The sequence below is a fragment of the Yersinia antarctica genome, from assembly GCF_056636475.1.
The window spans coordinates 2,927,548-2,950,879 of the sequence record NZ_JBSJQF010000001.1; the positions used below are offsets into that span (position 1 = coordinate 2,927,548).

The window sequence follows — 23,332 nt, forward strand, 5'->3', positions numbered from 1 at the left end:
ACTCAATCTGGCTAATGTAAAACATAGAAAGTGTTAAAGCGTTAGTCCGTATTCACTAATACGCTATCACCGCTCAGACCGAATTATCACTAATAAAAAAACGGGCTATACATAATGTACGCCCGTTTTTACTCAATATTACCGTTACTTCATATCAGCGTTACTTCGCTGCTGGAAACGCCTTTATATTATGCGCGAGTTGGCGATAATACCCGTTCCAAATCTGATACTGCTCCGGCTGCTGCCAGACTTGCTGGTGCAAACGCGAAATCAATACCGGGTCGCTGAGTAATTCCAGACGCTGTAATTTAGCCAATTTATCCGGCCCAGCCTCCAGCGCGAGTGTCAGCCGCTCGCCACGCACCTGCTCGATAATCGCACGGGTATGGTGGCGAGCTGTCGCCATCGCACTGGCCAGCGCGTTATACGATGGGTTCATCACCGCATGCAAGAAACCATTACTGAGCGCCCGCTGATGGTTAAGCTTCAGGTACTCTTCCGTCGCCAGCAATTCTCGTGGTGGATTATACTCTTCCGGGATCAAAAATAATTTAGCCCGTTTACTGGCCATCCCCAATGTCCGACGGCTGGAAACCACAGAGACTAGCGGTGACAGAATCAACGAAAATACAATCGGCGATAACCACCACAAGAAGCGCAGATCCAGCCAGGCCACGCCACCGGCCCAAACCAGACCCAGTATCAATTGCGAGCCGTGACGAACCATAGCTTCACTCCACGGCGTGGCATCATCATCACGTTGTGGTGAGTTCCATTGCACTGACCAACCGAGGAAGGCGCTAACCACAAACACGGTATGGAACAGCATGCGCACAGGGGCCAGTAACACGGAGAACAACATTTCAGCCAGCATCGACAGCAATAGACGCAGCGCCCCACCGTACTCTTTCGCCCCTTTTGCCCAGATCAAAATGATGCTGAGTAATTTTGGCAAGAACAGTAATACCAAAGTGGTGGAGAACAAGCCAATTGCCAGCTCGGGCCGCCACTGGGGCCAGACTGGGAACAGTTGACGCGGTTGCAGGAAATACTGCGGTTCCATCAAGGTATGCACCGCTTGCAAAGCAGTACACAGCACCAGGAACATAAACCACAACGGCGCAGACAGATATGACATCACACCGGTGAGGAACACAGCCCGGTGAACCGGATGCATGCCCTTAACCAGGAACAACCTGAAATTCATCAGATTACCGTGGCACCAACGGCGGTCTCGTTTTAGTTCATCAAGCAAATTAGGTGGCAGTTCTTCATAGCTACCCGGCAAATCATAAGCAATCCACACTCCCCAGCCGGCACGACGCATTAATGCCGCTTCCACAAAGTCATGCGACAAAATGGAACCTGCGAACGAACCTTCACCCGGTAATGGTGCCAGTGCACAATGCTCGATAAAAGGCTTAACCCGAATAATGGCATTGTGGCCCCAGTAATGGGATTCGCCTAACTGCCAGTAATGTAAACCAGCCGTAAACAGCGGACCATAGACTCGCGTGGCAAATTGCTGGATACGGGCATACAGCGTGTCCATACCTGAGGCTTTCGGCGCAGATTGGATAATCCCGGCATTTGGATTGGCTTCCATCAGCCGCACCAGCCCGGTCAAACACTCACCGCTCATCACGCTATCGGCATCCAGAATCACCATATAGCTGTACTGACTGCCCCAACGGCGGCAGAAGTCATCGATATTACCGCTTTTGCGTTTAACCCGGCGGCGGCGGCGGCGGTAGAAAATGCGCCCATGCCCATCGACATCACGACACAGCTCCAGCCAGGCTTTCTGCTCTGCCACACAGATATCGGGGTCATAACTGTCACTCAGCACATAAATATCGAAGTGCTCAAGCTGACCCGTGGCGGCGACTGACTCATAAGTAGCACGTAGCCCCGCAAATACCCGCTCCACGTCCTCATTACAAATTGGCATAATCAGCGCGGTCCGGTGAGCTGGATTGAGCGCCTCATCTCCTTTGATAGTAGAGGATATGCTGTATTTATCTTTGCCAATCAGCAATTGCAGGAAGCCCATCAGCGCGGTCCAGAATCCGGCAGAGACCCAACAAAACAGCACGGCAAACAGAATCAGGATGCCGGTTTGTAGCAGGTAAGGCAGCAATTGCATTACCGAAACCTGCCAGTTTTGTTGCCAGATCTCAAAAGGATCGATTAACGCCCACCCCTGGTAGGGCAGAATGGTCTTCATATAACTGGTCGCAATGGTGGTTTGCAACACAATGAGTATCAGCAAAATATAGCGGCGCAGAGAACCTACGCTACGCCATTTCTTCTCGGCGATGGCCTGCTCATGGGTTTGTGCCCGTGACACCGGGTTACGACCCAATAATGAATCCCAAAAACGCCCCACCGGATTGGTCCGCCATGCCTGCGGTGCCATACTGGTGCGTTTGATGGGCGGCATCGCATTAATGATCGTGCGCCCTTCGCAATCTGACTCCAGTTGTTTCCCTTGCGCCAAGGCCTCCGGCCACGCCGCACGCAGACGGGCATTGACTGATGCTAACGCACTGTCTTCCTGGCTAAAAACTCCCGTTGGTGGCGCACTGGCCGCCAGTTGCTGATGCAAATGCTGCATCGCTTCAGGGGGGCTATCGAGTAATACATCTTCAGGTAGAGCATCACGCAGCGCCCCTTGCTGCTGAGCAGTCAGGGGCAAGTCCGCAATATAATCCTGTACAGGAGATTGATTTGACTTATTCATCGGCAGGTAGCTGATAGCTCCAGGTTTCAGTCAGGGTTTTATCACCGTTAACCAGCGCAGCACGCATTTCTATCGGTTTTTTTGCGTCCTTAACTTTCAGCCGCAATGTTAAACGCCAGCCCTTAGTAACCGGGTTGTAGCGCACACTGTTCTCGATCAATTCACCGTTGTCGTCGATACTGACCTGTGAAGCTAGCGGTGTATTTTCATCAAGTGATTTCAACACTGGACCGACAAAATCAACCAGGAATGCCACACTGCCATCAGGCTGACGAATCAGATTCGACTGTTTCACATCACCGGTTGAACGTAAGGTCTGTTTGACATAGGCCACGTCCGGCGAATGCAATTTCTCTTCATCGCGCGTGAAGTGCAGGCGGTAATTCAGATCAAGTGATGTTTTTGCATCCGGCAACACGTCTGGTGACCAGAAGGCCACGATATTGTCGTTGGTTTCATCCGCCGTTGGAATTTCCACCAGCTCAACTTTACCTTTGCCCCAATCACCACGCGGTTCAACCCAGGCACTCGGACGCAAATCGTAGCGGTCGTCTAAATCTTCATACTGCGAGAATTCACGACCCCGTTGTAGCAAACCAAACCCTTTTGGATTTTCCACCGTATAGGTGCTGACCGACAGGTGTTTTGGATTATTCAGTGGTCGCCAAATCCATTCACCATTACCCGCATGAATAGAAAGACCATTGGAATCATGTAATGCCGGACGATAGTTCAACACTGCTGACGGCTGGCTTGGCCCAAATAGGAACATGCTGGTTAATGGTGCAATACCCAGCTTCTCAACCTTGTCGCGCAGGAAGACTTTGGCCTGTACATCAATAGTGGTGTCGCGCCCCGGATAAATGACGAAACGGTAAGCACCGGTGGCACGAGGTGAGTCCAGCAGAGCATAGACAACCAGATGTTTGTCATTTGGTTTAGGCCGCTCAATCCAGAACTCACGAAAACGTGGGAACTCCTCGCCAGAGGCCAATGCAGTATCAATGGCCAGCCCGCGTGCAGAAAGGCCATAAACCTGACCTTTACCAATCACACGAAAATAGCTGGCACCAAGCATACTTACGATTTCGTCTTTCTTATCCGCTTTATTGATCGGATAAAGCACTTTAAAACCAGCAAAACCTAAGTTCTTCACTGACTCGGCATCATGCTTGACCGAACCAAAGTTAAAATAGTCAGGGCTATAATTGATGGGTTTAACACTGGTCGCAGTAACTTCGTTGATCTGCACTGGTGTGTCGAAGTACATGCCTTGGTGATAGAACTCTAACTTAAATGGCGTATCCAGTTTGGTCCAATACGATTTGTCATGGTTAAACTGAATCTGCTGATAGTCGGCAAATTTCATTTCGCGAAATTGCGATGGAAGGTTACTTTTTGGTGCCTCGAAGCTTTTACCCGCCAATGTCTGTGCCTGTTTAGCCACATCATCTAACGAGAAAGCCATTGCCTGAGAAGTGAATAATGACAGCAAGAGAGTTACCCCCAGCCATCTGACGCTGTTCGCGCGTGACCCTTTAGACATTCTATTAACGTTTGAAAAAATATTAACTCGCACATCTCCCCCTGTTCGGGTGCTTAAATCATCACAGCCAAATTATTGACGGTTTATCCCACATACCGTACAGATAAATTCAGGTTAGCGTAAATGCCTGAGTTATGCCGACGGTTGATTGTTTAAACCCGTGGCTAAGCCACAAGACTATCTTGCCCAGCTAAAATACGCTATGGAAAATCATTAGCCCTTATAGTAGTGTTTCTCGCCTTACTGATCCATTGAATAACGTATATTGTTATCAATAAACGTTTACTATAAAAACAACTCCGTGGGTAAAACTGGCGCGTTATTCTAATTCCGATAACAAATAGTGAATAAGTATGAAAAAAAATACTAACCAACGGGAGTACTTTCTAGACGCTATCCGCGCCTATTTGATGTTACTCGGCATTCCTTTTCATCTTTCTCTTATATACTCCAACCATCATTGGGCGGTGAATAGTACGCATCCTTCACATCTATTTACCTTACTAAACGATTTCATTCACGCCTTTCGCATGCAGGTATTCTTTGTTATTTCCGGCTATTTTTCGTTCATGTTATATCAACGCTATGAGCGCCAGCGCTGGCTTAAGGTCCGCCTGGAGCGGGTGGTTATTCCGTTACTCACCGCCATCCCATTAATAACATTGCCACAATTTTACCTCCTTAAAAATTACACCACCAAATTACAAGATTGGAATTCATTTACAATTTATCAAAAAATAAATATTGCTATTTGGGAAATGGTTTCACACTTATGGTTTTTGTTAACCCTCGCATTGCTGACGACAATCTGTTTTTATCTGTTCAAAAAAATCAAGAATAACCAACAGTCAGTTCCAGTGTTGATAAAGGAAATGAATAATATAGGAAAAATCTCACTATCATTGTTTGGCTTTGTATTAATCTACGCGGTCATTCGTAGAATAATATTTCTTCTTAACCCGGAAATACTCTTTAATAGTGTCTTCAATTTCTTTGTTATGGAGACTTTGTTTTATCTACCGTTCTTTCTATTGGGTGCTTACAGCTTTATCTATCCGCCACTCAAACGGGTATTTCTTACCTTTTCACCTGGTGCATTTTTGGCCTCAGTGTTGTTATTCATCGCCTATTCGATAAACCAACATATTAATACTGCTGAGTTTTTTGCCTTTGAGCTGGATCTTATCATCAAGGCATTGATGGGCGTGACCATGACCAATGTGGTCTACTCTATGCCCCATTCCCGAACGAAACGCAACAAACCATCATGCGTTATGCAGCGAGTAGATACTCTAAAAATACCTCATTCGGTGAGCTGTATTCCAGAGATTTGCGCCCCCGAGTGTTGAGGATGTGCTCCAGTCTCGCAATATCTTCATCGCTGACGCCATTAAAATCGGTTCCTTTCGGATAAAACCGCCGTATCAGACCGTTGGTATGCTCATTCAACCCCCGCTCCCAGGAATGATAAGGCCGGGCAAAGTAAACCTTTGCGCCCGTTACCTGAGTGATGTCCTTATGTTTCGCAAACTCGGGTCCGTTATCTGCCGTCAGGGTTTTAAACTCGCAGAAAGTATTCGCCACGATGTCCCTGAACGCTTCCACGACGCTCTCAGCGCACTTATTGGGGAGTTTACGGATAATGACCTGCTTTGTGGCTTTGTCCACGACCGTCAGCAGGAATGACTTCTGGTCTTTGCCAAAAATCGTATCGATTTCAACATGCCCGGGAACCTGTTTGAGTTCAGCCTCAGCAGGCCTGTGCTCAATGCCAACCCTGTCCGGGATGGGCGTGCGTCCGGGCTCACCCGTATCATAGCGATAGCGTTTACCCCGGTGAGGGAGCTGAAGGTAAAGCTTACCGCCAGCCTGTCTGTCCGAACGGATATAGCGGTAGAGGGTATTTTTGCTGACGGCGATATCAAACTGGATTTTCAGTCTCCCACAGATAACCTCAGGGGAGGTATGTACAGCCAGCGCCTGCCGGAGAAAGTCTTGTGTCTGCTGGCCCAGAGGGAAACAGGCATTGTGTGCCGAGGTGGCGCCCCGCCGTTGTCTGGCTAAGGCATCAGCGCGTCTGGAGGAGTAAAGTCCGTTGAAGGCGGGGTCCGTATTACGCCTGAGCTCCCGGCTCAGGGTAGAGCGAGAGACGCCGAGCTCTCTGGCAATGCAGGACTGATTAACGCCTTCAGCTTTTCGTTTTTCGATGTAAAAGCGCTCATGCTGAGTCAAATGTTTTCCCTTCATGCAACAGGGTCTCCGACAGGGTCAATACGGCTATTTTATCCGTACCTGACCGGTGGGTCACTTTGTAGCATTTCGTTTGGGAATTGGCGTATTGGGTACCGGTTATTAAACTACCCCTCACCACGTATCACCTATCTGGTTAATGCCTCACTTTTCATCTACCTGGTGCATCATCCGCTAACCTTGATTTATGGTGCCTTTATTACACCGCTAATTGACAATAATGGCCTTGGCTTTGTAGTGGGCATGGCCTTTGTTTGCCTGATTTCATTCATGTTATATGAGATTCATCGCCGTATTCCATTGCTGAAATTCTTATTTTCTGGCAAGCCGCAGCAAACGGTGTAATCAAATTATTATTCAAACGAATAATGTTATTGCTAAGTGATATGAATATCGGCATACCGCTTAAGCGATAAAACGGCTACACTGTGAAACCATCATGTAGATGGCGGGATGGCTAATGCCTCACTGCTTGCTCTGCTTTCAGAGCAACTATCCTGTTGATTCCTTATCAGGATTTGTTTCACTTGCAGTGACAACAAAAAGAGGAATTGTGATGAAAAAGCAAGAATCTACTGAGAATAATCCCAAGTCTGATGCTGTTGCAGTCACCGAGTTCGCTACCCTGTTTGCCTTGGTTAGCCGCCTTAGCGGAGCGCTGGACAGCGCAATCACCGGAAAAGATCGCAGCGTATTAGTTAACGAACTGTCACAGCTTTCTGTCGATAATCTTCCTGAACAGGAAAAAGCACCGACAGCAGAAGCACTGAGAAGAGCGCTGGTAACACTCAAACGCGACTAGTTCTACTATCCAACGCTCACCCTTGATTCCCCGCTGGGCAATTAAAGGTGAGCGACCCCTCTTTTATCCTCATAATTTTAATCATTATATAGACTTAACGTCTTTTACATTTCAGCAAAGCTGCAAATGATTCCATTCCAAAGAACTGACAAAATCAGTGGTTCAAGTGAGTAAGTACCACAACGCTATGAACTAAAGAAATGCTGATTTAACACATTGAATTAGGTCATCTCTTCGCATTAGATGAGGTAAATCTGTGTATAATAATTTTTTATAACTTTGGCCTGTTATTCATTTATTTTCGCCTTAAATCAGGAGAACTCCCACCTTGGACGCCATCGCAATTAATAGCCTCTTTTTGATCGGCGCAGTGCTGGTGGGAGCCAGTATTTTACTGAGTTCACTCTCTTCCCGGCTGGGTATTCCGATTCTGGTTATCTTTCTGGCCATCGGTATGCTGGCAGGCGGCGACGGTATTGGCGGGATTGCTTTCGATAACTACCCAGTGGCGTATCTGGTCAGTAACCTTGCGTTGGCGGTTATCCTGCTAGATGGCGGGATGCGCACTCGAGCCTCATCATTCCGTGTTGCCCTATGGCCTGCGCTCTCTTTAGCAACCGTCGGTGTGGGGATTACTGCCGGTCTGACGGGCCTGGCTGCGGCCTGGCTGTTCGATTTAGATATTATTCAAGGGCTGCTCATTGGTGCGATTATTGGCTCGACCGATGCCGCTGCGGTATTCTCACTGCTTGGGGGTAAAGGCCTCAACGAGCGCGTCAGTGCCACTTTAGAGATAGAATCAGGCAGCAATGACCCCATGGCGGTGTTTTTAACCGTTACCTTGATTGCCATGATCTCCGCAGGTGAAACCAGCCTCAGTTGGATGTTCCTGGTGCACTTAATCCAACAGTTTGGTCTGGGAATTATCATCGGGTTAGGCGGTGGCGGTTTACTGCTGCTCTTTATAAACCGAATAGAGCTAGCGAATGGTTTATATCCCCTGCTGGCAGTTAGTGGTGGGATTCTGGTTTTCTCATTGGCAACGGCCATGAACGGCAGTGGTATTCTGGCAGTATATCTCTGCGGGCTATTACTGGGTAACCGCCCTATCCGTAACCGCTCCGGTATATTACAAACTTTCGATGGGCTGGCATGGCTGAGTCAGATCGGGATGTTCCTGGTGTTGGGGCTGTTGCTTAATCCAAGTGACCTATTGCCGATAGCGATCCCAGCGCTGCTCCTCTCATTGTGGATGATTTTGTTCGCCCGACCACTGTCGGTGTTCATTGGTTTACTGCCGTTCCCAAGCTTTAATCTGCGTGAACGGATCTTTATTTCCTGGGTGGGTTTACGCGGTGCAGTGCCGGTTATTCTAGCCGTATTCCCGATGATGGCCGGCATTCCCAACGCGAATTTATTTTTCAATGTGGCCTTTTTTGTCGTGCTGGTATCACTGCTGCTACAGGGTACCAGCCTGTCATTTGCCGCACGTAAAACTAAATTGGTGGTGCCTCCAGCACTAGCACCGGTCTCGCGCATTGGGTTAGATATTGATATGAATAACCAATGGGAACAGTTCATTTACCAGTTGAGTTGTGACAAGTGGTGTATCGGTGCTGCGCTGCGCGATTTGAAAATGCCTAAAGGGACACGTATTGCGGCGCTGTTTCGTGGTAAAGACTTATTGCACCCCACCGGCAGTACCCGTCTGAAAGAAGGTGACATCTTGTGTGTTATCGGTCAGGAACACGACCTGCCAGCATTGGGAAAACTGTTTAGTCAGTCGCCCAATATCCAACTGGATGAACGCTTCTTTGGTGACTTTATTCTTGATGCCGATGCCAAGCTCCACGATATCTCTCAGATTTATGGCCTTAATCTGGAACCCGGAATCGATAAACAGCAAACATTGGGCCAATTCGTCCTCTATTTATTTGGTGGAGAGCCTGTTATTGGCGATCAGATTGAGTGGGATGGCTTGACCTGGACGATTGCCGAAATGGAATCGGATCGGGTAAGTCGGGTCGGGGTGAAAATCGTTACCGATAAAGCCTGATGTTATGATGAATAAGTGATAGGGATACCGTACAGGGGAACGCAATGAAATTGTCTATTTATGACCATCTGACAGTATCAATTTTATGAACCTACCTCCTGCTGATTGGGATAACCAGCGTACATTTCTGGCCATTATGCGTGAAGGCAGTTTATCTGCCGCCGCACGGAGTCTGAATGTTTCGCAACCGACAGCCCGCCGGCATATTGAGTCGCTGGAACAATGTCTTGGGCAAAAATTGTTTAACCGCACGTCCACTGGATTAATCCCAACGGAAACAGCGCGGGCACTGTTACCCCATGCCTTGGAAATGGCCACCGCTGCCGACGCTTTTGTACGAGCCGCCTGCGCCGATATTGGGTCAGCTAAAGATACCGTGCGCATTGCCACCAGTGAGTTACTTGGCGTTGAAATCCTGCCGCAACGCTTAGAACCTCTGCGCTTACACTATCCTGAGCTGGTGCTGGAATTAAGTCTGGGTAGCAAGATAGAGGGGTTAACCCGCCAGGAAGCCGATATTGCAGTAAGAACCTTACGCCCCAAAGCGTTGCCAGTTATTGCGCAACGGGCGGGTTATTGCGAAGTTGGGCTGTTTGCTACTGAAGATTACATTGAGCGCCATGGTATGCCGCAGAGTCTCGGAGCATTAGCGTTTCACGCGTTAATCGGTCCGGATCGTAACACCTACGATGTCCAGGTTCTGCGTGAACAGGGAATCGATTTTAAACCGCACCAATACCGCCTACGTACTGATAGCCATTTGGCACAGTTGGCGGCAATACGCAGCGGTTTGGGCATTGGTGCCTGCCATGAACCCATAGCTCGTCAATCTGGGTTAGTGCGGGTGTTAGCACAAGAATTCTCGTATCCACTGGAGTTTTGGCTGGTGATGCATGAAGATCTACGCAATACCCAGCGAGTCCGCGTGGTATTCGATCATTTACTCAATACACTGCGCCAATATCTGGCTGAATAAGCGCTAAGTGCAACAGGGCCTATGCGACCCTGTTGATTAATTAAGACAATTTAAAGTGGATAACGCAATATAGCGCTCAACTGATTACCGGCTAAATCGCTTTCCCGCACCGCCAAAACTCGAGCTCCGGTTGCCAATGCACGTCTGGCAATCTCATCGATAACCCCATATGTCAGAGCATCATCTTCTGACGCAAAAGTAATAATACCCTGATCATTGATAGTTCCTGGGACTTGGCTTTCAATATCAACCAGTAATAAATCAATAGCACCGAACGTTGCCGCCCGTGCCGCATCCGACAAATCATGAGTGACTCGACGTTCTCCTGCGCGCTGTTCAAATAACGGCTTCAGCCCCTCTATTTGCGCCCGATAGAAATTATCCAATACCGGGCGCGCTAATGTGGCAAGTTCCGAAATATTAAGATGTTCTGCATTGGTAGATAACGTTTCATCCACCAGATTTGATAATGAATTTGTCGCCCGATAAATTGACGTCAAAGGTTCAGTACTGACTAAAATAAGCGGATAGTTATGACGGGCAAATAATGGCCGCAGGGCATTATCTATTTGCCGGGTATATTGTGCGAGCCTTACTTTTTCATGTACGCCATCATACTTACGTGCATTTAATGAAGCTTTACCTACTGCATTTAACACATTGTCAGGTAGGTTGGGAACAGAAACGATAGCGGGTGGTGCATCGGCAAAAAACTCAATCAAACGCACTTCATTTTCTGATAATGCCAGAATATAAGCGGAGTGTGGAAATGTCAGTGCGCGTAATAACGGTTTGAGGTGGAAACGCTCACTGATCTCTACTTGGTCTTGCAGTTTATTAGCCAAACGGTAGGTTCGCAAAGTATCAGGCGTCGCAAGTATTGCGAGGCTGTAAGCATGCAGATCCCAGAATGACTCATCCTCTAATACGGAATATAACTCTTCTTCCAATAAAGCCAGACGCCGTTTATCAAAGTTTACGGCCTCAAGCTGTTGTAATGCCTCTTTTATTAAGTTCCCCAGCTGGATTTTACTGCCAGCTAACTGTTGATGTAACGGTGATGTTTCAAGATAGATGGAAACGCAGGCATCGGAGCGTACATCAGAAAGACTAAGAAATTCTTCACGACTTGGAATGTCAACATGTAGCATAGGTCACCTTCAAGAAATAATGGACACGATACTTATATCTTTATCAAGTGCATGTTTATTATAGCCAACCAATGCCACTTTGCTTTCTATCGACATCGAAAAAATCGTTGCACGCTAAAATTGTTAAAATACATTTAACTGCTGGTATTAGCCCTAATATCTCAAATTCAATTAAGGCTAGTACATCCCCCACATTGATAACTTTGCACTATTTATTCTTTATTCGTTATTCTGTCTTATTCTGTTTTATTCGATTAACCAAAATGATCCCCGCACAAACCAATACCAGCGCAAGGGCATTCTTCCATTCTAAAATGCTTTCATTGAGGAAAATGGCGGACAGAACCGCACCTGAAACCGGGATGAGAAAATTGAACGGTGCAACCATCCCTACCCGATTATATTTGAGTAGCAAGCTCCAGAGTGCAAAAGCGGCCGATGACAACAGCACCAGGTAGGCCAATAACAATAAAGCCCGCCAGCCAATGTCACTCAAATGGCCACCAAAGAGATAACCGCCAAGCGTCAACACCAACCCTCCGATGGCAAGTTGGTAGCCTGTCATCACCGTGGTATCCATGGTTTGTGAAATACGTTTGCCGTAAATACTGGCGGCAGAAAGGATGAAAGCAGCCAGTACCACACTTCCCTCACCTAACAGTGAAAAATTAAAATCCATCAAATCGGCGCCAAAATTCACCACCATCACGCCAGCAAAACCCAGTGCGCAGCCAATGATTTTATTAAATGATAATCGATCATTTTTATAAATATAATGCGCCAACAAGACACTGAAGAATGTCCCCGTTGCATTCATGATGGAACCTTTCACCCCGGTAGTATATGCCAGCCCAATATAGAAAAAGACATACTGTAACGTGGTCTGTGTTAGACCTAAAATGGCAATCTGCCTATATTGGCCCTTGTTAAGTCGGCCAATAGCTTTACCACTGGCAACAGCAAAAATGAGTAGCACTAACCCGGCCAATAAAAAGCGATAACCCGCAAACACCATCTTGCTCGGAATGTCATCTGGGGCGATATGAAACAGTGCATAACCATTTTTAATCGCAGGGTAGGCACTGCCCCAAAGAAGGCAACAGAAGGTTGCCACGAGGAAAACAAATTTTTTATTGGTAAAAAGCGCAGGACTGCGGTCCACGTGAACATCCTTTTCAATCAAAAAATGAAATGATGTTTCGTTATAACTATTTCCTGTTGAAAAGTCCCGTCTGATGTCACTTTTCTCTTAAAAAGATCCATCAACTCTCCGAGTACCGCACCTATAGCACGTGGCCATCAAAAATAGATTGTCTGTCTTTTTGCTATTTGTAGAATAATTGAACGACGATGCTGACATTCATTAGTTATTCATGGCGTTGTCTAACCTCGTTCAATGTTTGCACTAACGGACAGAGATCGTGTACGATGCTGGTTTAATTAAATAACTTTGGTTTTCATCATGTTAAAACTATTTAACGTAAACTTTAACAGTATGCCTGAAAGAAAGTTAGACGAGATCTTCACACTTAGAAAAATAACATTTAAAGATCGCTTAGATTGGAAAGTAACCTGTACTGATGGCAGAGAAAGCGACCAATATGATGATGAGAATACAAACTATATATTAGGAATAATAGAGGACACTATTGTTTGCAGTGTCAGATTTATTGAAATGAAATATCCGACAATGGTGGCAGGGCCATTCGCACCTTATTTTTCCGACATTGACCTTCCGGTCGATGGTTTTATAGAATCCAGCCGTTTCTTTATTGAAAAAAAACTAGCAAGAGATATGGTAGGCAATAATAGTGCACTCAGCGTATTACTTTTTTTAGCAATGGTTAATTATGCCAGAAGCCGTAATTATAAAGGTATACTGACTGTTGTCAGCCGAGGGATGTATGTATTACTGAAGCGTTCCGGCTGGAATATTACAGTTTTAAACCAAGGTGAGTCAGAGAAAAATGAGGTTATTTATCTTTTACATCTGGGTGTCGACATTGATAGCCAACAACAATTAATAAAGAAGATACGCAGAACGCATCACGTTGAACCTCATATACTTGAAACCTGGCCATTAGCGGTGCCAGATATAGTTAAATAGGTTTAATTAACTTTAACTCTATGCCAAGTCTTATCGCATGCTTGGCATTTAAAACACCAAGTTTTCTGACAACATTACCAATATGAAACTTAACTGTACTTCTTTTTATTCCCAATATTATGGAGATTTCCGAGTATGTTTTGCCGACACTAGCCCAATATAAAATTTCGTTCTCTCTAGGCGAAAAGATTTCCCTTTCGTCACCAGCACCATTCAACTTATTGTTTTTACTGTTATTTTTGTGGTAAAGACCCAACATTCTATCATGAGTCAGAATAAGCAGCATTTGAATTTTCTCTTTATTGGTCTCAATGCTCTCATCAAAAGAAATGCTATCATCACTTCCATTAGAAATATTCAGCGTTGCCATATTATGATTATTATCATGAAGAACAAATGTATAACCATTAATGATATTATATTCTCTGGCAAGGTTAAATACGGCTGAGTCGGTTGACTTTATATTAATCACCGAATTATCGTCCCAAGCAAACGGAGCAACTTTGTCTTTTGCCGTCAAAATAACAGGATCGATAAGGTGGTAGTTATTTTTTTATATGTTTGTATCCAATCCATTGGATAGTTTGAAATAATAGTCGGGTGTAAGGGTGTTTTCTTATTCATTACCAAATAGGAATAACGCAGATCACCATAAGCTTTTATTCTTCTTTGAATATAGTTCTTTATATCTTCATTAATACTTTCATTGTCAAAATAATCAATTATCATAACAGACCAAGTTTACTATATATGTTGAGCAACGATACAATTTTATGACATTGTTTTCAATAGAAATCAGTGTATAAAATAGACTTACAGAGTTTCCTCACAAACGCCCGGCTAACATTATATGAACAAACAACCTAGACTTAAGGCTAGCTATTATTATAGCCCTATGTTTATTAGACTGTTTTTGCTTTAAATAATTAGTTTTAGATATTATAGAACTAATATATTAGCGCACAGACGCTAAGAAAGTTAGTCAAAAAAGAATATATTTTCGCCAACACCAGGGGACTTTTAGTCCCACAAGACCTGCTCTGCCTAGCCATCTGGATGCATTTACATTCAGATGGCCATAATATCGCCCCGCCCCCTTCTCATCGTTTAAAAATCATACAAATAATCAATGTGTGCAGTAAATCCATGCTCCTTGCGATTAATAAATGATTCCTAATACATATAAACATTAACCTTATTTATATAATTTTGATAAACTTGACTTAAGTCATATCACTAACCCGAATTAATTGTATGATTAATAAACGGTTATAATGTTTTCCCTGGTGTTGGCCGAATTGGCATCCCTTACCAAATGAGATTGGTAAGGGTTTTTTTTGTCTATCATTCAGCCTGCTGCATCACCCGAGCTAATGTAATAGCACGGATAATCACCGCACGATCAACCTGTGGGTTACCACTTTCCAATAACTGCTGCCAAATAGCGATGGCCTGCGCGTATCTATCATGGGTAAAGTTATCAGCGGCTTGCAGCATTAGCGCAGTATATTGCATGGGATCTTTAGTCAAAGCCTGCTGTAACCAGTACGTCACATCACCCGTCATTTTTTGCCCTGACCGGTAATAGAACACCGTCGCTCGTGCAGCATCAAAGTGGGCACTGGCCCCCTGCAAACGTTCAGCCTGCTGCAAGGCGATCAATGCATCCTCAAATTCGTTACGATATAAATAATGTTGAGCTAAACTGTACCATCCATCCCCCTTATCGGGAGCCAAACGAATACGTTGTTGTAACCGAGATAGCGTGGGATCACTGCTCTGCTTATCGAGCATATTATTCAACCGCTGGGCTTCCTGTAGCCGCAAAGCCTCTTGCTGCACGGCGGTATAATGGCCCAGTTGCCGGTATCCCAACATAATTAGAATCAGCACCACCAGGCTGAAGCCCAGTGGCCAGCGCCAGCTCAACCTACCATATTGCACCAGCCACGGCCACCACAAACTCACTACCACCAACAGCACCAGTATCGCCAGCCCTATCGATAGCACCATTATCGCGGCCCTCTCACACCTGAGACAGATTGCCGGCGTATCCTAAAAATCAACCCACCTAACACGCAGACCAGCAACCCCCCAGGCCCAAACCATAGCACCAGTGTGGCACTGCGCAACGGAGGACGATACAGAACAAAGTCCCCATAGCGCTGGGTCATTACGGCCATTATCTCCTGAGAGCTGTGTCCTGCTTCTACCAACTGATAGACCTCTAATCGCAAGTCTTGCGCTATCGGCGAGGTCGACTCCAGCAAGTTCTGATTTTGGCATTGGGGACAACGCAACTCCTGCGCCAATGCCAATGCTTGTTGCTGATGTTGCGGCGAACTAAAATGATAGGTATCCACCAGATCAGCCGCAACACCAGATGAAAAAACCAGTGATAACATCAGGAATAAAACTTTCATGGGGTTCCCACCCTCGCCCATTGCGCCAGTAGCGGCATAAACTGTTGTTGCCATATCTCTGTCGTCATTTCACCAGCATAGCGCTGGCGAATAATGCCATTTGCATCAATTAGCCAGGTCTCAGGTGTACCATATACCCCCATCGCCAGTGCTAATGTGCCATGCGGGTCATAAAGGTTCTTCTGATAAGGATTGCTGTAGCGCCGCAGAGTATTTAACGCCGCCTGACGGTCATCGCGGTAATTCAGACCATAGAACTGCACACCATGCAGCGTCCCGGCTATCTGCCCCAGTAGGGCGAGCTCTTGCTTACAACTGGCACACCAACTGGCCCATACATTAATCACCGTCACCTTACCCAACAGTTGCTCTCGCGTTATGTTCTGCCCGGGCTGTTGCAATTCGGATAAAGAAAAAGCGGGAAACGGCAGGTCTTGCTCGGCCAACTCGATACGATGCGGATCCCGCGTTAAGCCGCTATAAAGCAAGCAGCCCAGCAGTAAGGCAACCAGAGGGACAATCAACCAAGGCCAACGTTGTTTCATTTATCCCCCGCGAGGTCGCTAACAGGGTGGATTCTGCGCCATAGCGCCAATAAACCACCAACTACCATCATCAGTGCGCCCCCCCAAATCCAGCTGACCATCGGTTTATGCGACAAACGTACGCTATACTCCCCCGCGCCCAAACTATCCCCCAGAACCACATAAAAGTCGGCCAGGGGGCTACTGGCTATCGCCGGCTCTATCATCAACATTCCTCGCGCTGTATAGTGCCGCCGCTCCGGTAACAATGTGGTTAACGCTTGCCCATTCTGGCTGACCACAATATGCGCCTGCTCACTGGTATAGTTTGGGCCGATCACTAATTCAGTTTGACGATAGGTAAACTGATAACCCGCCAGCGTGACCTGACTGCCTGGTGCCATACGTCGCCCCTGCTCGACGGTGTAATATGAAGCAAACAGCATTCCCAGCAGGCTGACCGCAACGCCACCGTGTATCAACCATAAATAGCCACGTATCTTTGGCGCAAATAATGGCGCGAACAACGTCCAGAGGGCCAGAGTGACACCTATCAGCATCCCCACCTGCCACGGTGATTCGAATAGACCTAAACTGAGCACCCCACCGGAGATAGCTAATACAGCAGGTACGACAAGACGCCAGCCATTGATTTTGCGGCTTTGCCGCCAATCGGCAAACGGCGTTATGCCCATCAGCAATAGCAACAGCAGCACAAAAGGTGTCAGGGTTTGATTAAAATAGGGCGCACCAACAGACAGTGATCCTAACCCCAGCACACTGACAATTAATGGATACAATGTGCCAATCAATACGGTTACCGCAGCAATGCTTAGCAGCACCATTGCCGCCAGCAGTAATGACTCCAGTGAGAAGAGGTTGAAAGCAGCAGAGCGATTGTTGCCCCGCACCCGCAGGGCAAATAGCATCAATGAACTCAACGTCACCATGCCAAACAGCGCCAGTAAAGCCTCACCGCGCGCCGTATCAACAGCAAAAGCGTGAACTGAGGTCAACACCCCAGAGCGCACGATAAAAGTGCCTAACAAGCAGAGTTGAAATGTCACCAGCGACAGCAAAATGCCCCAATGATGATATAAGCCCCGTTTCTCAATAACAGCCAGAACATGTAACAGTGCAGTTGCGGTGAGCCATGGCAGTAATGACGCATTTTCAACCGGGTCCCAGAACCACCAGCCGCCCCACCCCAATTCGCTGTATGCCCACCATGCCCCCAACAAAATGCCAAACGTGAGAAAACTCCAGGCAGCCAATACCCAGGGACGGCAGTAGTGCACACTATTGTTGCCATTGCGGCCTGCAAGCAACGCCGAAACGGCAAAAGCAAAACTAACGGCAAAACCGCTATACCCCAGATACAACAAGGGTGGATGAAATATCAGCGCCAGATCCTGCAACATTGGATTTAAATCACGCCCCTGCGCCAACGTCGGGAACAATCGCTCAAAAGGATTGGAGAAAAAGAGGATAAAAACGCTCAGGATAAGCAGTAGCCCCCCCATCACTGCCAACGCGCGAGCAAAAAAACGCAGCGGAAAATGACGGCGAAAAAGCGTCAACGCGGAACTCCACAGGCTCAGAGCAAACAGCATAAACAACAAGGAGCCTTCATGCCCGCCCCAGATTGCCGCAACCTTATAAAATAGAGGGAGCTGGCTATTACCGTGTTGTGCTACATAAAGCAGAGAAAAATCATCGCTAACAAAGCACCAACCCAGTAACAACAGTGCCAATGTAATGAATAAGGTCACGGCGTAACTGAACGACGGTAACCAATACAACAAAGCCAATCGCCGCCCATGGAGAGCAATAATAGGCACACCAGTGAGCAGCAGCGCCAATGACGCAGCCACCAACAGTGACAACAGCCCCAACTCACCTACCATACATTTTCACCCATCACCGGTTCGCCTCCTCACACAACCGTCATCTGACCGGCATAAAGAATAAAGAAACGTAAAACCAATACGCCAAACAAACTCAAGCCGGATACCGTCACTAGAAATGAAACCCGATGGCGCATTCCATGGCTACAAAAACGGTTTAAAACTAATGGCAGCACCATGCCGCAACCGATAACCCAGAACCAAAACATCGCGGCCCAAAAACCACCGCCCAACGCGACAGCAACCGCGACTTCTTTCTGACCACCGCCGAACCACAGCCCGGTGAAGAATGCTAGCAGCAGAAATAGCTCCAACCACACCACCGGTTTTTCCAGCCGATGAACAAATGCCAGTGCCGGGCTATCTATGGGTTCTTTAAAAAAGGTCACTGCGCACAACACCATGGCGGCAATACCCGAAGAAACGCCGGAGAACAGAAATAACACCGGCAATACCGGATTATTCAACAAGGGGTAACTCTTCAGGGCCGATAACAGGAAGCCGGTATATGCCCCCAACGCCACAGCCAGAAACATCATCAATGGTTCCAACTTGCGTTCAATCGGTGCCAGTTTATGCAGTACCGTGCCAACCCAATTCAATTTGCGGTAAGGCTGTAATAACGCCGTCAGCCCGTGGCGAAATATCACCGCCAGCCAGACCAACAGCACCACCATATAAATTTGAAACAGCATGACACCCAATGACATCACCGAGCTGGTACTGTAGAAAAACATCAGCTTCCAGAAAGTCCACGGCCGGGTAAGGTGCAGTATCAAAATAAACAACCCCATAATCACCGCTAAGGGCGCCATCATAGCGGTCGATTTAACTAACCCACTGCGCGCCGCCTCACCGCCCAGAACCCGTTGCTTAACCAATAGGCTAACTACCACCATACCCGCCGATACTCCTATCAAAAACAGATAGATGGCTATCGGCCAATCCCACACTAACGAGGCAAAGTGAAACGGGGTATTCAGTTCAGGATTCATCCGGTTATCTCCCCATACTGAAAGGGAACACGATACAATTTCGGTTGTGTCCCAAGATGTAACTTGGCGCGATACACAGTGCGCTGATGCAATAATTTCACCAGTTCACTGTTAGGGTCGTCCAAATTGCCAAAGGTGAGTGCCTTGGTTGGGCACGACAAGACACAGGCGGGCTGTTTACCCTGCTTTAGATTAGTTTTCCGACAAAAATCGCATTTATCGGCAGTTTTCGTCACCGGATGGATAAAGCGCACCCGGTACGGACAGGCGGCGATACAGTACTGGCACCCTACGCAGAGGTCGGGATCGACATCAACAATCCCAGTCCCGCTATCGCGATACGAGGCTCCGGTTGGGCACACATCGACACAGGGTGCCTTATCGCAATGCTGGCAGGAGTGACGATAGAACTGATATTTTACGGCAGGAAACTCACCGACCGGTTGGCTACGGATGATGTTTAACCGTGAGACCCCAGCGGGTACATGATTAACCTCACGGCAAGCATCCATACAGGCCGTGCAACCAATACAACGGGTTTCATCATGTAGCATCCCGTAACGAATGCCATCAACAGTGCCGCTGAGTGCCAGTGAACGTCCAGCAGAACCGGTCAGGAAAATCAGCGCCCCCATACTGGCGATAAAGTGACGACGGTTCGTATTCATGGTGTTTCCTTCGATATCAGCTCCTGCTGACGGCGATGACAGTCAACACAGAGTTTGACCCGCCCTTTATCGTCAAGGCCATGCATCGGGTCGGTTTTAGGATGCAACTGATGACAACTGACACAAGAAAGCTTCAACATGTGCACATCATGGGGCCAGAACGCCTCGCGTAATTTCTCCGGCAGATGGCAGCTCATGCAGACACTGTTTTGTTGTGAGACGCTGTACATCGCTTTATCGGCATTAAACATATCGCGGTTAAAACGCATCACATCTTTAATACCATTACGGTGCAGCACCGATGCCTGCCCATGGCAGTTGGTACAGGTTAAGGCCAACTGCGTATTCGGATTTACCGCGCCAGCATGTTTGCCATGCAACTCATCTTTTTGTTCTTTATGACATTGGATGCAAGCAGCATCCGGGTTGCGCTGCGGCTCAACAATATGGCGCAACGCGGGCATTTTCGCCGTCGTGTTCGGTGTTGTGGCGAGAGTGGGCAGCGTGCACAGAATCAACACTACCAGCAGCGCGGCTGAACCGAATGAACGTAAAACGCGCATAGTTATTCCACCTTTGCTATGGCCCCAATCTAGGGCCGTTTGTCTCTGGAATAGATCCGGTGAGCGTATTGTCACACCGGAACGCCTCTTACTGGCTCAACCGGCCCGCTTTTCTGGCTTGATCATCCCAGGCTGGTACCACTTGTTGCAGAAACTCCTGCTTCTCGCGGTTCAGCTTATCCATATCCATTCCCAGCGCTTTCTGGGCATTGAGTTTGGTCGAAATATCCGGCAGCGGAATTTCGTGGCTAATCCCTTTTGTCGCCAGCAGACGTGCAAGTTTGGTGCGGGCATCGGCAGCTTTATTCAACGCGCCCCCCAATACACGCAGACCAACATCCGGTGCATGCATATGAATACCGTGGGAAGCAATGGCATAATCCCAGCGCCATTGGGCATGGCGGATATCTTGCAGAATAGGTTGCATTTCTTGTTCGGTTGCCCCGGAATCCCAAGCAGCTTTTGCCTCGTAATGCGCGTGAACCAGTTGTTTCTCAACATTCAGTTTTAACTCCTGAATGCTGGCTTTGCGTTCAGCAACAATATCTTGCAAGATTTTTTTATCCTGGGTATGGCAGTTAACACAGGTAGTTTCAAAGCTATCAAACGGGTTGCGGATCTGGTGGTCGGTATACACCTTACCTGCCGCATTTTGGATTTTCGGCATATGGCAATCGATACAACTGACATTGTTTTTACCGTGGATCCCCGCACGCCAGGTTTCATACTCAGGATGTTGGGCTTTCAACATCGGGGTTTTTGACAGCGGATGAACCCAATCGGAGAAAGCGATTTCATCGTAATACTTCTCCATTGACGCCACATCCGTGCCTTGATCCCATGGGAATTTCACCGCTTTATCTTTACCGGCGAAGTGGTACTCAACATGGCACTGGCTGCACACCATGGATTGTTGATCCAAGCGGCTGGCATCTTCGAAAGGTTTATTGATAGATTGCAAAGCACGCTCAGCATAGGGCCGGGAGAGGACTAAAGCTGGCTTCCCGGCAGCAAAATCAGCAGAAGCGGTATTATGGCAATCGGCACACCCCAACTGATTGACGACTTCCGGGCCACCTCTGGCCCAAGTCCCTTTGAAATACCCTTCTTCACCTTGTTCATTGATCAAGCGGGCAACATCCGGGCTTTTACAGCTCCAGCAGGCCATCGGCAAGGGGCCATCCTCTGCGGTCTTCGGTGCTGCGGTACGTAAGGTTTCCCGCACATCAGTGACAGCATAATAGTGCCCACGAGGTTTGCTATAATCTTTGGCAAACGGATATCCGGCCCAAAGGATCACCAAATTGGGGTCATCCGCCAGCGCATCTTCTCGTGGCCCACTCTCTTTGGTTTTCAGCCATGAGGTGAATTGGTCAACATGCTGTTCAGCGAATTTATCGTTGCGGGCCTCAATCGGCGGCGTAGGTGCCGCCGACAAAGAAAATACCGCGCCTATTGCCAAAAGAGCCATTATCCCTACCAACACCTGTCTTATAAATTTGCTCACAATATTTACTCCAGTGTGTTTTTCCATACCGGACGCTATCAGTGCCCGCACCAGATGGTTTTTTTATTTTTAAACCCGCAATCAGGTGAGAAATAGCGAGCCAGGAGGCGAAGCATGACTGATATCACCCTGTGGGTTAGGCAGATAGTAAGGAGGATTTGCAGCAAATGATTTGTAGTAGTAAGAATGCTTGTTTTAGATCAAACAATTTTTGTGTGGGTATTCGCTTTTATGAACCAGCTCAAAAAAAAAGCATCTCATCGATCAATTTTTACATAAAAGTCAATCATATACCTCTTTGTAGGTATACCAAGACCATTAGAGCTCCTCGCTACGTAAATATAAGGGCTACCAGTTTCACAACTCACTTCAACCGCCAAGATATAGGTAACCAGCAACCACAACACAATCAGGCAAGCGAGTATCACTTGCATCATAACTTTCGATTTATTTCGAATTGCTATTTTATTTGCTATCGATCTCAAATGCCGGATCGCTATCCGGGCTGCAAAAATGGTGCAACCAGGGGATTCCATCATTCTCGACAGTGGCAGTACCACATTAAATGTTGCGCAAGAGCCGGCAAAACAAGATGGAATAACGGTACTGACCAATAATCTGCCGGCTGCCTGGGCACTTTCCAGCAATAAAGAGATTACGTTAGTGATATGTGGTGGTACTTTTCGCCATAAAACCCGTTCATTCCACGGTTCCCATACTGAATCTGAGTTGATGGTTAATCAGTATTCTCGCTAATGGGGCGATTCACACGGGATACGGCATACCAGACGGCATACTGAATAATTTTGTTTGGGATAAGTAACTGGGGGAAAAACAAGAGGATAAAGAGAAATGATGGCGGAGGAGGAGAGATTCGAACTCTCGAACGGTTACCCGTCGACGGTTTTCAAGACCGTTGCCTTCAGCCACTCGGCCACCCCTCCGCAACGAGCCGAACTATAAACAGAGCTCTGCCGCTTGTAAAGCCTGTTTGTGCTTAATTGACCAAAAAATCCGCTAGCTGATTGTCGAGTGCTGAATTTATCGTCATCCCTTATGCTAACTGGCCATTAGGCGTACAGCAGCCGGTTTATTTACTCTCGCACAGATGGCA

The 23,332-nt window shown here is 47.2% G+C and carries 18 protein-coding genes, 1 tRNA gene and 3 pseudogenes; 7 read left to right on the forward strand and 15 right to left on the reverse strand.

What is annotated here, in order from left to right:
* Positions 1-160: 160 nt before the first annotated feature.
* On the reverse strand, positions 161-2,743 hold the full coding sequence (gene mdoH / locus ACWJJO_RS13685; protein WP_481091146.1) for a glucans biosynthesis glucosyltransferase MdoH: 2,583 nt from the start codon (positions 2,741-2,743) through the stop codon (positions 161-163).
* Positions 2,736-4,289, reverse strand: a complete 1,554-nt coding sequence (locus ACWJJO_RS13690) for a glucan biosynthesis protein G (RefSeq protein WP_481091147.1) — start codon at positions 4,287-4,289, stop codon at positions 2,736-2,738. Before ACWJJO_RS13690 ends, mdoH begins: the two co-directional genes overlap by 8 nt.
* Positions 4,290-4,642: 353 nt before the next feature.
* On the opposite strand from ACWJJO_RS13690, the pseudogene mdoC reads away from it, so the two are divergent.
* A pseudogene (gene mdoC, locus ACWJJO_RS13695) lies at positions 4,643-5,554 on the forward strand (glucans biosynthesis protein MdoC); the annotation flags it as partial.
* 7 nt (positions 5,555-5,561) lie between these two features.
* Here the strand turns inward: mdoC and ACWJJO_RS13700 are convergent.
* On the reverse strand, positions 5,562-6,536 hold the full coding sequence (locus ACWJJO_RS13700; RefSeq protein ID WP_481090511.1) for an IS30 family transposase: 975 nt from the start codon (positions 6,534-6,536) through the stop codon (positions 5,562-5,564).
* 93 nt (positions 6,537-6,629) lie between these two features.
* Here ACWJJO_RS13700 and opgC point away from each other — a divergent pair.
* The 4 genes and pseudogenes from opgC to ACWJJO_RS13720 all read left to right on the forward strand — a co-directional run.
* Positions 6,630-6,884: pseudogene (gene opgC, locus ACWJJO_RS13705) on the forward strand (glucans biosynthesis protein MdoC); the annotation flags it as partial.
* A 211-nt stretch (positions 6,885-7,095) separates the two neighbouring features.
* A complete protein-coding gene (locus ACWJJO_RS13710; RefSeq protein WP_193784638.1) occupies positions 7,096-7,341 on the forward strand; it encodes a hypothetical protein in 246 nt (81 codons plus the stop codon).
* Positions 7,342-7,669: 328 nt separating this feature from the next.
* On the forward strand, positions 7,670-9,397 hold the full coding sequence (locus tag ACWJJO_RS13715; protein ID WP_481091148.1) for a potassium/proton antiporter: 1,728 nt from the start codon (positions 7,670-7,672) through the stop codon (positions 9,395-9,397).
* Between the two features lie 85 nt (positions 9,398-9,482).
* Positions 9,483-10,373 (forward strand): LysR family transcriptional regulator, encoded by an 891-nt coding sequence (locus tag ACWJJO_RS13720; protein WP_372569301.1) that lies wholly within the window; start codon positions 9,483-9,485, stop codon positions 10,371-10,373.
* A 50-nt stretch (positions 10,374-10,423) separates the two neighbouring features.
* On the opposite strand, the gene ACWJJO_RS13725 is transcribed toward ACWJJO_RS13720, so the two are convergent.
* Entirely contained in the window at positions 10,424-11,524 is a 1,101-nt protein-coding gene (locus ACWJJO_RS13725) for a baeRF11 domain-containing protein (protein WP_083158492.1), read from the reverse strand.
* A 226-nt stretch (positions 11,525-11,750) separates the two neighbouring features.
* On the reverse strand, positions 11,751-12,686 hold the full coding sequence (locus tag ACWJJO_RS13730; protein ID WP_372559297.1) for a DMT family transporter: 936 nt from the start codon (positions 12,684-12,686) through the stop codon (positions 11,751-11,753).
* A 300-nt stretch (positions 12,687-12,986) separates the two neighbouring features.
* Between ACWJJO_RS13730 and ACWJJO_RS13735 the strand changes: the two genes are divergently transcribed.
* Positions 12,987-13,631, forward strand: coding sequence for an acyl-homoserine-lactone synthase (locus ACWJJO_RS13735; protein WP_481091149.1), 645 nt, complete (start codon positions 12,987-12,989; stop codon positions 13,629-13,631).
* On the opposite strand, the pseudogene ACWJJO_RS13740 reads toward ACWJJO_RS13735, so the two are convergent.
* The 9 genes and pseudogenes from ACWJJO_RS13740 to nrfA form a co-directional block, all read right to left on the reverse strand.
* Positions 13,624-14,360, reverse strand: a pseudogene (locus ACWJJO_RS13740) (helix-turn-helix transcriptional regulator). The gene ACWJJO_RS13735 and the pseudogene ACWJJO_RS13740 overlap by 8 nt on opposite strands.
* 615 nt (positions 14,361-14,975) lie before the next feature.
* A complete protein-coding gene (locus tag ACWJJO_RS13745) occupies positions 14,976-15,644 on the reverse strand; it encodes a TPR domain-containing protein (RefSeq protein ID WP_372569303.1) in 669 nt (222 codons plus the stop codon).
* Entirely contained in the window at positions 15,644-16,054 is a 411-nt protein-coding gene (gene nrfF / locus ACWJJO_RS13750) for a heme lyase NrfEFG subunit NrfF (RefSeq protein WP_372569304.1), read from the reverse strand. The genes ACWJJO_RS13745 and nrfF overlap by 1 nt, the downstream gene beginning before the upstream one ends.
* A complete protein-coding gene (locus ACWJJO_RS13755; RefSeq protein ID WP_083158487.1) occupies positions 16,051-16,599 on the reverse strand; it encodes a DsbE family thiol:disulfide interchange protein in 549 nt (182 codons plus the stop codon). The genes nrfF and ACWJJO_RS13755 overlap by 4 nt, the downstream gene beginning before the upstream one ends.
* Complete coding sequence (locus ACWJJO_RS13760) at positions 16,596-18,485, reverse strand: heme lyase CcmF/NrfE family subunit (protein WP_481091150.1); 1,890 nt, start codon at positions 18,483-18,485, stop codon at positions 16,596-16,598. The genes ACWJJO_RS13755 and ACWJJO_RS13760 overlap by 4 nt, the downstream gene beginning before the upstream one ends.
* A gap of 29 nt (positions 18,486-18,514) precedes the next feature.
* A complete protein-coding gene (nrfD, locus tag ACWJJO_RS13765) occupies positions 18,515-19,480 on the reverse strand; it encodes a cytochrome c nitrite reductase subunit NrfD (RefSeq protein ID WP_083158486.1) in 966 nt (321 codons plus the stop codon).
* Positions 19,477-20,148: a cytochrome c nitrite reductase Fe-S protein gene (gene nrfC / locus ACWJJO_RS13770; RefSeq protein ID WP_442850816.1), complete on the reverse strand. Its 672-nt coding sequence runs from the start codon at positions 20,146-20,148 to the stop codon at positions 19,477-19,479. The genes nrfD and nrfC overlap by 4 nt, the downstream gene beginning before the upstream one ends.
* Positions 20,145-20,711: a cytochrome c nitrite reductase pentaheme subunit gene (nrfB, locus tag ACWJJO_RS13775; protein ID WP_083158484.1), complete on the reverse strand. Its 567-nt coding sequence runs from the start codon at positions 20,709-20,711 to the stop codon at positions 20,145-20,147. The genes nrfC and nrfB overlap by 4 nt, the downstream gene beginning before the upstream one ends.
* Positions 20,712-20,799: 88 nt before the next feature.
* Positions 20,800-22,182, reverse strand: a complete 1,383-nt coding sequence (gene nrfA, locus ACWJJO_RS13780; protein ID WP_481091591.1) for an ammonia-forming nitrite reductase cytochrome c552 subunit — start codon at positions 22,180-22,182, stop codon at positions 20,800-20,802.
* Between the two features lie 510 nt (positions 22,183-22,692).
* Between nrfA and ACWJJO_RS13785 the strand changes: the two genes are divergently transcribed.
* Positions 22,693-22,974: a sugar phosphate isomerase family gene (locus tag ACWJJO_RS13785; RefSeq protein WP_481091592.1), complete on the forward strand. Its 282-nt coding sequence runs from the start codon at positions 22,693-22,695 to the stop codon at positions 22,972-22,974.
* Positions 22,975-23,074: 100 nt separating this feature from the next.
* Here ACWJJO_RS13785 and ACWJJO_RS13790 read toward each other — a convergent pair.
* A tRNA-Ser gene (locus ACWJJO_RS13790) sits at positions 23,075-23,162 on the reverse strand.
* Positions 23,163-23,332: the final 170 nt, after the last annotated feature.